At 43.0% G+C, this 11,894-nt stretch carries 5 protein-coding genes, 4 tRNA genes, 3 rRNA genes and 1 CRISPR repeat array (1 of these 13 cut by a window edge); of the genes, 11 read left to right on the top strand and 1 reads right to left on the bottom strand.

Annotation, left to right across the window (positions count from 1 at the left end):
• Positions 1-889: a CRISPR direct-repeat array (repeat unit 36 nt; unit sequence GTTTTAGAGCTATGTTATTTTGAATGCTACCAAAAC) (it extends 1,129 nt beyond the left edge of the window).
• A gap of 613 nt (positions 890-1,502) precedes the next feature.
• From CKV70_RS13170 to CKV70_RS13160, 3 genes are all read left to right on the top strand, one after another.
• Complete coding sequence (locus CKV70_RS13170; protein ID WP_014601168.1) at positions 1,503-1,862, top strand: hypothetical protein; 360 nt, start codon at positions 1,503-1,505, stop codon at positions 1,860-1,862.
• 121 nt (positions 1,863-1,983) lie between these two features.
• Entirely contained in the window at positions 1,984-2,406 is a 423-nt protein-coding gene (locus CKV70_RS13165; RefSeq protein WP_003734937.1) for a MerR family transcriptional regulator, read from the top strand.
• 21 nt (positions 2,407-2,427) lie between these two features.
• The gene (locus tag CKV70_RS13160) at positions 2,428-3,279 is read left to right on the top strand and encodes an aldo/keto reductase (RefSeq protein WP_003723644.1); all 852 of its coding nucleotides are present in this window, start codon (positions 2,428-2,430) and stop codon (positions 3,277-3,279) included.
• 41 nt (positions 3,280-3,320) lie between these two features.
• Here CKV70_RS13160 and CKV70_RS13155 read toward each other — a convergent pair whose 3' ends face one another.
• A complete protein-coding gene (locus tag CKV70_RS13155; RefSeq protein ID WP_014601167.1) occupies positions 3,321-4,847 on the bottom strand; it encodes a GW domain-containing glycosaminoglycan-binding protein in 1,527 nt (508 codons plus the stop codon).
• A 268-nt stretch (positions 4,848-5,115) separates the two neighbouring features.
• Here CKV70_RS13155 and CKV70_RS13150 point away from each other — a divergent pair, with 268 nt between their 5' ends.
• The 8 genes from CKV70_RS13150 (at position 5,116) to CKV70_RS13115 (ending at position 11,783) form a co-directional block, all read left to right on the top strand.
• Positions 5,116-6,144, top strand: a complete 1,029-nt coding sequence (locus CKV70_RS13150) for an Mrp/NBP35 family ATP-binding protein (protein WP_003733022.1) — start codon at positions 5,116-5,118, stop codon at positions 6,142-6,144.
• A 283-nt stretch (positions 6,145-6,427) separates the two neighbouring features.
• Positions 6,428-7,977, top strand: a 16S ribosomal RNA gene (locus CKV70_RS13145).
• A 129-nt stretch (positions 7,978-8,106) separates the two neighbouring features.
• A tRNA-Ile gene (locus CKV70_RS13140) sits at positions 8,107-8,180 on the top strand.
• A gap of 46 nt (positions 8,181-8,226) precedes the next feature.
• Positions 8,227-8,302 (top strand) — tRNA-Ala (locus CKV70_RS13135).
• A gap of 172 nt (positions 8,303-8,474) precedes the next feature.
• A 23S ribosomal RNA gene (locus CKV70_RS13130) occupies positions 8,475-11,406 on the top strand.
• Between the two features lie 78 nt (positions 11,407-11,484).
• A 5S ribosomal RNA gene (rrf, locus tag CKV70_RS13125) occupies positions 11,485-11,600 on the top strand.
• The 16S, 23S and 5S rRNA genes sit together here with 4 tRNA genes alongside, the layout of an rRNA operon.
• Positions 11,601-11,610: 10 nt before the next feature.
• A tRNA-Asn gene (locus CKV70_RS13120) sits at positions 11,611-11,686 on the top strand.
• Positions 11,687-11,710: 24 nt separating this feature from the next.
• Positions 11,711-11,783 (top strand) — tRNA-Thr (locus tag CKV70_RS13115).
• Positions 11,784-11,894 lie beyond the last annotated feature (111 nt).

Genomic DNA, 11,894 nt, shown 5'->3' with positions numbered 1-11,894 from the left:
GAGCTATGTTATTTTGAATGCTACCAAAACGCGTTGAACCAGAAGGTGGGAAAGAAACACGTTTTAGAGCTATGTTATTTTGAATGCTACCAAAACTGGTAATTTAGTATCTATTACGGCTGGGAAGTTTTAGAGCTATGTTATTTTGAATGCTACCAAAACAGTTCATGCAGATGTTCCAACAGACTATGAGTTTTAGAGCTATGTTATTTTGAATGCTACCAAAACAACAGCTCGGTTCACAGCCCAAACAGGCGAGTTTTAGAGCTATGTTATTTTGAATGCTACCAAAACTAGCATCCCTTTGTTGAAAACATAGTCTGAAGTTTTAGAGCTATGTTATTTTGAATGCTACCAAAACTTAAATTTCCCTTCTAACACTATCTATCAAGTTTTAGAGCTATGTTATTTTGAATGCTACCAAAACACGTGATGGTCCTTGGAAAAGGAGATTACTGTTTTAGAGCTATGTTATTTTGAATGCTACCAAAACTAGTTATTTGCTTAGAAATGTCATCCATCAGTTTTAGAGCTATGTTATTTTGAATGCTACCAAAACCTAGAAGCTTTGACATTAATATTACGCTTAGTTTTAGAGCTATGTTATTTTGAATGCTACCAAAACAAATAATTTTTTTGATCATGTTGCAACAGCGTTTTAGAGCTATGTTATTTTGAATGCTACCAAAACTGCAATATTGTCTGGATCTTTTTTCTTGTTGTTTTAGAGCTATGTTATTTTGAATGCTACCAAAACAGTTAGATAGATAAACAAACTAAACAAAGGGTTTTAGAGCTATGTTATTTTGAATGCTACCAAAACTAGTTTTTCTTCGTCCTCTAAACGCAAGCTGTTTTAGAGCTATGTTATTTTGAATGCTACCAAAACTGTCTGAATGTAGTTGATATCTTTAACTTGGTTTTAGAGATACATTATTCTGAATACCAACACATAGAGACAAAATGCATCGCAATTACCAAACCATGGTTAAATTTAAAAAGGAGTTAAACTATCTACATGACACAGTATCACTATCTTGCTTCGAAGTCGCTCTTAGAAAAGGACGGAGAAAAGTTTCCTCATCTCTATATATACTAGAGTGGCTTAGACTTCTTAAATCCGAATTTTGAAATGAATGTTGACCAAGATAAAGATATAAATAAATTGTTTCCCTATTCAATTCGTTTCAACTCAACTTGCAAATTTCAAGTTGCTACAAGCAAAGGGGATATACCGTTGAAAGTGGAGGAGCAAAATAATTGTTACGAGACCAAAAGTTTAAAAATTTTATATGATTATATTCTAAATGCGAGTAAAAATGGTGACACGCTTGAACTATATACTGTTTGGACAGCGAGAAAGATTTACCGTTAACGCACAAACCAGAACTGCTTTAACTATCGGAAATCTAGTTTTAAGTGACAGAGAGCTATTAATAATTAAAAGTGAGACACTATATAACTTTTCGAACTATCCGTTTATAAAAAGGAGCCCGCCCACCATGAAAAAAACCTCAATCATTTTTATTTTGTGCGCATTACTTTCCATAACAGCATGCTCAAACACCGAAAACGAAACACAAGCCACCGAAGCAACCGGCACAATAGAACAAGTTGAAACGGATGCAATTCTAATTAATAATTTCAAAGAAAAAAAGGATAAGTATAATCCGGAAGCCGCAATACGCTTTGACATCGTAGATAAATATTACGACGAAACGGGAAATAAAATAAAAATAACCGACTTAAACAAAAACGATGACGTAAAAATTATTTTAACCAACGATTTCCCAATTCGAGAAACCAATCCAGCCCAAATAGACCCAAAATACGTGCAAAAAATCATCCGGCTAAACAAATAAAACTCTCTCACCCGCAGAGAGTTTTTTCTTTTCTCAAAAAAATAAACTCAAGTTCCTTGCCTTGGTGTGAACTCCAGGGTTTATAATTCTATATGTAAAGAACGAAACGAGGTGATGGAGGATGAATATCAAACAAGCGGCTGATATGTTTGGTTTAACAGTAGATACGTTGCGTTATTATGAGCGGGTTGGTGTTATTCCACCAGTCCATCGTAACGAAAGTGGTTATCGGGACTATAAAACGAGTGACTTGAACTGGGTTTATCTCGTGAAGAATTTACGGAATGCGGGATTATCGGTAGAATCGTTAATTGAGTTTGCAACACTTGCGCAACTCAGAGAGACGCAAAATGTCGAAGCGGCGCAAAAACAAGTACTGGTTGACCAACTAAAAGAATTAGACGAAAAATTAGCCGAGATGAAGAAGGTCAGAGAACTACTCGTGTACAAAATCGATTCGTACGATAGTCACATTGCGCAGTTTAAAGCTGGCGAATTAAATGCAGATAATGTAGAAAAATTATGGGAACGGGACAAATTTTAAAGATAAGAGGAGGATTTTTAAATGAAAACAGTGAAATTAAACAATGGTGTAGAAGTACCTATTTTAGGATTTGGGACATATCAAATTACAGATGCTGCTGAAGCGGAACAAGCGGTAAAAGATGCGATTAAAACGGGCTATCGTCACATTGATACGGCGCAAAGTTATATGAATGAAGAAGCTGTAGGTCGCGGTATTGCAGCATCTGGCGTGGATCGTAAAGAACTATTCATCACGACAAAAATATGGGTGGAAAATGTGAGTTATAAAGGTGTCATGAGCTCATTTGACCGGTCGTTAAAACGTTTAGGGTTGGATTATGTTGATTTACTGCTAATTCATCAACCTTTCAATGATGTATACGGGGCATGGATAGCGATGGAGGAATTACAGGCGTCTGGAAAAATTAGAGCAATTGGCGTATCCAATTTTAGCCCAGATCGCGTAATTGACCTAGCTGCGTTCAATGAAGTAACACCGCAAGTCAACCAAATTGAAGTTAATCCTTTCCAACAACAGACAGCGAATCTAGCTATTTTACGAAAAGAAGGGGTTGCAATAGAAGCATGGGCGCCATTTGCGGAAGGGAAAAATGATGTTTTTAATAACCCAGTTTTAACGAAAATTGGTGCGAAATATGGAAAATCGGCCGCTCAAGTAATTTTGCGTTGGCTAGTAGAGCAAGATATTATCGTCTTAGCTAAATCTGTAAAACCAGAAAGAATGGCGCAAAATTTGGCTATATTTGATTTTGAATTGACGGAAGCAGATAAGGAAGAAATTGCCGGCCTAAATCAAGGGGAAAGCCAGTTCTTCTCACATGCGGATCCAGAAATGGTGAAATGGATGGCTAGTCGCAAACTGAATGTATAAGCGAAAAAAAGGTTCTGCGTAAATGCAGAACCTTTTTTTATTTAACTATTGATGTCGATAGCTTTAATCCATCCTAGTGAATTTTGACTGTCTTTAAGATGCAACCAATCTTCACCAAGAATTGTGGCTGTTTTATCCACTGCTAATAATTTTCCATAATAAAAGCCCACTGCTTTTGGATTAGTACTTGTTGATTCTACTGGTTTATTGTAAAGTTTTGCAGTCGGGTCTTTCACGTAAGCAACTTGTTTTACTGGTTCTTCTTTAGCGGGAGTATAAAATACATTTAAGTCTTTTTCGCTAGCCCATCCAACAAGTTTTCCATCTACTTTAAACTGATACCAAAGTGTATTTCCGGCTTTAGCTCGAGTCACTAGTTCTAGTTTTTCGTTATCATAATCTGCAAGTGGTGCTAATTTTTCTGCGTTTTTTGTGTTGAATGGTGCAGTCCATACGTTATCAGTTGCAGATTTACTTACTAGAGCATAGCCATCGTACGAAGTTTGTTCTGTGATGCGATCGTAAAGGCGATCATTCAATTTATCTGCGCGAACCCAGCCGATTACTTTCTCGCCTTCTGAAATGCGGAACCAAGCATAGCCGCCGCGAGTAATTTTTTTATCTGCTTCAAGGGCTTTTCTATCGTATTTTGCGATAGTTCCATTATCGAATTGTTTTTCAGGGCTTGGTAGACGATATACATGTGCGCTTAAATCATCTACATATTTGGTTAAATGAACATTTTCATCTTCTTTTTGATGATAGCTGATTTTTAAGGCATTACTATTTATCCAACCAATATCTTTGTTTTTCTCGCGAATAAAGTACCATAGACCTTTTTCTGTTTTAGCTTCCCAGGAAATTTCTAAGTTACGCCCTGAGTAATTTTCGAGGGTCCCGATTTTATTAGCATTTTCTGTATTATATGGTGCCGACCAAATAACCTCTTGTTTTTTATTTTCAGCTACTGTTCCAATCGCTGCTAAAGATTGATTAGAATCAATTTTATCGTAAATGACATCATATTTATCTAAGTTGTAACGTTCAATAATTGCTACTAGTTTAGAAACATAATCTGGATCAGTCGCATAACCACCATCTTTAATAGCTTGCAGTGCTTTGCGGTAGTTCGTTTCACCGACAGCGTCTTGATAGCGCGCATTTTCAGTAATTAAAGCTGTGTGGTCTTCAATGGATTCTTTCCAACTAGGGTAAACGCGGAAATTAGCGGTTGTTGAGCCGGATGCTTCCATTGTCCCCATGGAGACAGACTTACCTTTATACGTTCCTTTAATTCCGAATAAGTTATTAGAGTTCTGGCTTAGACCACTTTCACCCCAATTTGATTCTAAAATTGCTTGAGCGAGCGTTACACTTGTAAGCAATTTACCATCGCGATATCCATCCTGAGCCGCTGGTAAAATTTCATCAATGAAAGCTTGTTGCGAAGTAGTCAGATTAACTTGAGCTGTTCTGCTACCTCCTGTTTCTGCTCCAACATTTATGGAAACTACCAAAAATGCCACAATTAGCAGAATTATCCCTGGTTTTATAAACTTTCTATCCAAATTTCAATGCACTCCTTTTTATATATCTGCAACTATATTATCAAAAAATGCCAAAAAATTTCTATTACATTTCTATGACGAAAAACAATAACTACGCCAAACCTATTGGGACGTAAGGACTAAAGCTGGAAATGTTAAATATGTAAAATTTGTGAAATTTTCTTCAACAAACTTTTGTACCGAAAAGACAAGCAATATGTGAAATAATAAAACGGTCATGCTATAATAATCAGTATGTCAGCGCATTCATTTTTGGAGGTTTTTATATATGTTAAACGAACAACAAATTACTAGATTGCTATATAGATTGCAAGATCCTGTTTTAGAGGCAAGCTTAGAAGAAACAGAAGGTGTTTTAGAAGTGCAAGTGCTTGAAGAAACAGCAAACATCAAAATCGCATTAGCTGATCCAGCAGTAGAAACGGATCATTTTGTTCATAATATAGAAGAACTTCTCACTCAATTCGGCGTAAATGAAATAAATATTGAGCTAGAATACCTACCTGCAGCAGTTATCGACCGCATTTTCCAAGCAAGAGATAACATACTCTCAGAAGCTAGTGAAACGAAATTCTTAGCAATAGCGAGTGGTAAAGGTGGCGTCGGGAAATCAACTGTCTCTGCGAATCTTGCAATCGCCTTAGCACAACAAGGCAAAAAAGTAGGATTATTAGACGCGGATATATATGGATTCAGTATTCCTGTACTGCTAGGAACAACCGAATCCCCTCACAAAGAAAATGGCCAAATCATCCCAGTCGAAACACACGGCATTCAAATGATTTCTATGGATTTTTTTGTGGAACAAGGAGAACCAGTTATCTGGCGCGGACCAATGCTAGGGAAAATGATTAAAATGTTTTTAGAAGAAGTAAGATGGGGAAAACTAGACTATTTACTTATCGATTTACCACCTGGAACTGGAGATGTTGCGCTAGATATCCATACGCTTATCCCGAAATGCAATGAACTTATTGTTACAACACCACATTATGCAGCCGCGTCAGTCGCATCTCGAGCAGGATATATGGCAGCAAAAAACAATCACAAAATCATCGGTGTAATCGAAAATATGTCTTATCTTACTTTAGCTGATGGACAAGTATTAAAAGTATTCGGACAAGGCGGCGGCGAAAAAGTTGCTGCAGACTTAGAAACACAACTTTTAATACAACTACCAATAGAACAACCAGAACCAAATGGAAATGGCTATGTATCAGCCCTTTTCAACTCTTCAAGCACTTCAGGAAAAGCATATAAAACCCTAGCAGAGAAAATAATTCCATATTTATCATAAAAACTTTGTAAAAAGTATTGACGAAAGGCAAAAATCTTGGTATATTTATAAACGTTGCTGATGCGGACAAAACGCTTTCGCAACAAAAGAAATTGACCTTTGAAAACTGAACAAAGAAGAAGACGAAAAGCAATGAGACGTAAAGTCTTACTGGTAATCGCAGGGCAGAAAACAGAAAGCTGTTTTCAACAAAACAAACTAGTAATTTAATTGCTAGCGAAGTCAATTTGACGCAAGGAATCTTATTCACGGTGTTGAATAAGTATTCAAATTCAATTTATATTTTAAAGAGAGTTTGATCCTGGCTCAGGACGAACGCTGGCGGCGTGCCTAATACATGCAAGTCGAACGAACGGAGGAAGAGCTTGCTCTTCCAAAGTTAGTGGCGGACGGGTGAGTAACACGTGGGCAACCTGCCTGTAAGTTGGGGATAACTCCGGGAAACCGGGGCTAATACCGAATGATAGAATGTGGCGCATGCCACGCTTTTGAAAGATGGTTTCGGCTATCGCTTACAGATGGGCCCGCGGTGCATTAGCTAGTTGGTAGGGTAATGGCCTACCAAGGCAACGATGCATAGCCGACCTGAGAGGGTGATCGGCCACACTGGGACTGAGACACGGCCCAGACTCCTACGGGAGGCAGCAGTAGGGAATCTTCCGCAATGGACGAAAGTCTGACGGAGCAACGCCGCGTGTATGAAGAAGGTTTTCGGATCGTAAAGTACTGTTGTTAGAGAAGAACAAGGATAAGAGTAACTGCTTGTCCCTTGACGGTATCTAACCAGAAAGCCACGGCTAACTACGTGCCAGCAGCCGCGGTAATACGTAGGTGGCAAGCGTTGTCCGGATTTATTGGGCGTAAAGCGCGCGCAGGCGGTCTTTTAAGTCTGATGTGAAAGCCCCCGGCTTAACCGGGGAGGGTCATTGGAAACTGGAAGACTGGAGTGCAGAAGAGGAGAGTGGAATTCCACGTGTAGCGGTGAAATGCGTAGATATGTGGAGGAACACCAGTGGCGAAGGCGACTCTCTGGTCTGTAACTGACGCTGAGGCGCGAAAGCGTGGGGAGCAAACAGGATTAGATACCCTGGTAGTCCACGCCGTAAACGATGAGTGCTAAGTGTTAGGGGGTTTCCGCCCCTTAGTGCTGCAGCTAACGCATTAAGCACTCCGCCTGGGGAGTACGACCGCAAGGTTGAAACTCAAAGGAATTGACGGGGGCCCGCACAAGCGGTGGAGCATGTGGTTTAATTCGAAGCAACGCGAAGAACCTTACCAGGTCTTGACATCCTTTGACCACTCTGGAGACAGAGCTTTCCCTTCGGGGACAAAGTGACAGGTGGTGCATGGTTGTCGTCAGCTCGTGTCGTGAGATGTTGGGTTAAGTCCCGCAACGAGCGCAACCCTTGATTTTAGTTGCCAGCATTTAGTTGGGCACTCTAAAGTGACTGCCGGTGCAAGCCGGAGGAAGGTGGGGATGACGTCAAATCATCATGCCCCTTATGACCTGGGCTACACACGTGCTACAATGGATAGTACAAAGGGTCGCGAAGCCGCGAGGTGGAGCTAATCCCATAAAACTATTCTCAGTTCGGATTGTAGGCTGCAACTCGCCTACATGAAGCCGGAATCGCTAGTAATCGTGGATCAGCATGCCACGGTGAATACGTTCCCGGGCCTTGTACACACCGCCCGTCACACCACGAGAGTTTGTAACACCCGAAGTCGGTAGGGTAACCTTTATGGAGCCAGCCGCCGAAGGTGGGACAGATAATTGGGGTGAAGTCGTAACAAGGTAGCCGTATCGGAAGGTGCGGCTGGATCACCTCCTTTCTAAGGAAAAGGAAACCTGTGAGTTTTCGTTCTTCTCTATTTGTTCAGTTTTGAGAGGTTACTCTCTTTTATGTCAGATAAAGTATGCAAGGCACTATGCTTGAAGCATCGCGCCACTACATTTTTGACGGGCCTATAGCTCAGCTGGTTAGAGCGCACGCCTGATAAGCGTGAGGTCGATGGTTCGAGTCCATTTAGGCCCACTTTTTCTTTCTGACGCAAGAAATACAAATAATCATATCCTTTTATGGGGCCTTAGCTCAGCTGGGAGAGCGCCTGCTTTGCACGCAGGAGGTCAGCGGTTCGATCCCGCTAGGCTCCACCAAAATTGTTCTTTGAAAACTAGATAAGAAAGTTAGTAAAGTTAGCATAGATAATTTATTATTTATGACACAAGTAACCGAGAATCATCTGAAAGTGAATCTTTCATCTGATTGGATGTATCATCGCTGATACGGAAAATCAGAAAAACAACCTTTACTTCGTAGAAGTAAATTGGTTAAGTTAGAAAGGGCGCACGGTGGATGCCTTGGCACTAGGAGCCGAAGAAGGACGGGACTAACACCGATATGCTTTGGGGAGCTGTACGTAAGCGTTGATCCAGAGATTTCCGAATGGGGGAACCCACTATCTTTAGTCGGATAGTATCCTTACGTGAATACATAGCGTGAGGAAGGCAGACCCAGGGAACTGAAACATCTAAGTACCTGGAGGAAGAGAAAGAAAAATCGATTTCCTGAGTAGCGGCGAGCGAAACGGAAAGAGCCCAAACCAAGAAGCTTGCTTCTTGGGGTTGTAGGACACTCTATACGGAGTTACAAAAGAAAGTTATAAATGAAGCGGTCTGGAAAGGCCCGCCAAAGACGGTAACAGCCCGGTAGTTGAAATGGCTTTCCCTCCAGAGTGGATCCTGAGTACGGCGGAACACGTGAAATTCCGTCGGAATCCGGGAGGACCATCTCCCAAGGCTAAATACTCCCTAGTGACCGATAGTGAACCAGTACCGTGAGGGAAAGGTGAAAAGCACCCCGGAAGGGGAGTGAAACAGTTCCTGAAACCGTGTGCCTACAAGTAGTTAGAGCCCGTTAATGGGTGATAGCGTGCCTTTTGTAGAATGAACCGGCGAGTTACGATTTGTTGCAAGGTTAAGCGGAAAAAGCGGAGCCGTAGCGAAAGCGAGTCTGAATAGGGCGCATAAGTAACAGGTCGTAGACCCGAAACCAGGTGATCTACCCATGTCCAGGATGAAGGTAAGGTAATACTTACTGGAGGTCCGAACCCACGCACGTTGAAAAGTGCGGGGATGAGGTGTGGGTAGCGGAGAAATTCCAATCGAACTTGGAGATAGCTGGTTCTCTCCGAAATAGCTTTAGGGCTAGCCTCGAGGTAAAGAGTCATGGAGGTAGAGCACTGTTTGGACTAGGGGCCCTTCTCGGGTTACCGAATTCAGATAAACTCCGAATGCCATGTACTTATACTCGGGAGTCAGACTGCGAGTGATAAGATCCGTAGTCGAAAGGGAAACAGCCCAGACCACCAGTTAAGGTCCCCAAATATATGTTAAGTGGAAAAGGATGTGGGGTTGCTTAGACAACCAGGATGTTGGCTTAGAAGCAGCCACCATTGAAAGAGTGCGTAATAGCTCACTGGTCGAGTGACCCCGCGCCGAAAATGTACCGGGGCTAAACATATTACCGAAACTGTGGATGAACCTCTTTAGAGGTTCGTGGTAGGAGAGCGTTCTAAGGGCGGTGAAGTCAGACCGGAAGGACTGGTGGAGCGCTTAGAAGTGAGAATGCCGGTATGAGTAGCGAAAGAAGGGTGAGAATCCCTTCCACCGAATATCTAAGGTTTCCTGAGGAAGGCTCGTCCGCTCAGGGTTAGTCGGGACCTAAGCTGAGGCCGATAGGCGTAGGCGATGGACAACAGGTAGAGATTCCTGTACCAGTGCTAATTGTTTAACCGATGGGGTGACACAGAAGGATAGGGAATCGCACGAATGGAAATGTGCGTCCAAGCAGTGAGTGTGAGAAGTAGGCAAATCCGCTTCTCGCGAAGCATGAGCTGTGATGGGGAAGGAAATTAAGTACGGAAGTTCCTGATTTCACGCTGTCAAGAAAAGCCTCTAGGAAGAGTAGTACTGCCCGTACCGCAAACCGACACAGGTAGATGAGGAGAGAATCCTAAGGTGAGCGAGAGAACTCTCGTTAAGGAACTCGGCAAAATGACCCCGTAACTTCGGGAGAAGGGGTGCTCTATTAGGGTGCAAGCCCGAGAGAGCCGCAGTGAATAGGCCCAGGCGACTGTTTAGCAAAAACACAGGTCTCTGCAAAACCGTAAGGTGACGTATAGGGGCTGACGCCTGCCCGGTGCTGGAAGGTTAAGAGGAGTGCTTAGCTTCGGCGAAGGTACGAATTGAAGCCCCAGTAAACGGCGGCCGTAACTATAACGGTCCTAAGGTAGCGAAATTCCTTGTCGGGTAAGTTCCGACCCGCACGAAAGGCGCAACGATCTGGGCACTGTCTCAACGAGAGACTCGGTGAAATTATAGTACCTGTGAAGATGCAGGTTACCCGCGACAGGACGGAAAGACCCCGTGGAGCTTTACTGCAACCTGATATGGAATGTTTGTACCGCTTGTACAGGATAGGTAGGAGCCGAAGAGACGTGTGCGCTAGCATACGAGGAGGCAATGGTGGGATACTACCCTGGCTGTATGACCATTCTAACCCGCCACGCTTAGCGCGTGGGGAGACAGTGTCAGGTGGGCAGTTTGACTGGGGCGGTCGCCTCCTAAAGAGTAACGGAGGCGCCCAAAGGTTCCCTCAGAATGGATGGAAATCATTCGCAGAGTGTAAAGGCACAAGGGAGCTTGACTGCGAGACTGACAAGTCGAGCAGGGACGAAAGTCGGGCTTAGTGATCCGGTGGTTCCGCATGGAAGGGCCATCGCTCAACGGATAAAAGCTACCCCGGGGATAACAGGCTTATCTCCCCCAAGAGTCCACATCGACGGGGAGGTTTGGCACCTCGATGTCGGCTCGTCGCATCCTGGGGCTGTAGTCGGTCCCAAGGGTTGGGCTGTTCGCCCATTAAAGCGGCACGCGAGCTGGGTTCAGAACGTCGTGAGACAGTTCGGTCCCTATCCGTCGCGGGCGCAGGAAATTTGAGAGGAGCTGTCCTTAGTACGAGAGGACCGGGATGGACACACCGCTGGTGTACCAGTTGTTCCGCCAGGAGCATCGCTGGGTAGCTATGTGTGGCAGGGATAAACGCTGAAAGCATCTAAGCGTGAAGCCCCCCTCAAGATGAGATTTCCCATTTCTTCGGAAAGTAAGATCCCTGAAAGATGATCAGGTAGATAGGTTTGGAGTGGAAGTGTAGCGATACATGGAGCGGACAAATACTAATCGATCGAGGACTTAACCAAAAAATGAAACGAAGTTACCTAACTGAACACTTTCTTCTCTAGTTTTGAGAGAGCAATCTTTCAACAACTTCAATATTGTCTGGTAGTTATGGCGAGAAGGTCACACCCGTTCCCATCCCGAACACGGTAGTTAAGCTTCTCTGCGCCAATGGTAGTTGGGGGCTTCCCCCTGCGAGAGTAGGTCGCTGCCGGGCAATTTATTATTCCACAGTAGCTCAGTTGGTAGAGCAATCGGCTGTTAACCGATCGGTCGCAGGTTCGAGTCCTGCCTGTGGAGCCATTTTTTTATTTGAAAGGCTTTGCTGCCGCTTTAGCTCAGTTGGTAGAGCACTTCCATGGTAAGGAAGGGGTCGTCGGTTCAAATCCGACAAGTGGCTTAAATAATATATGGATAATTTGTATGTTTCGCTAGTATGCGAGGCTTTTTTTATTGTTTAAAAGAATAATGATTTTTATTATGGATATCTTGAATAGGTAGTATAAATCGA

This window comes from Listeria monocytogenes (assembly GCF_900187225.1).
Classification (GTDB): Bacteria; Bacillota; Bacilli; order Lactobacillales; family Listeriaceae; genus Listeria; species Listeria monocytogenes.
The sequence above is the reverse complement of the archived record's forward strand: the minus strand, read 5'-3'. Positions and strand labels throughout refer to the sequence as shown.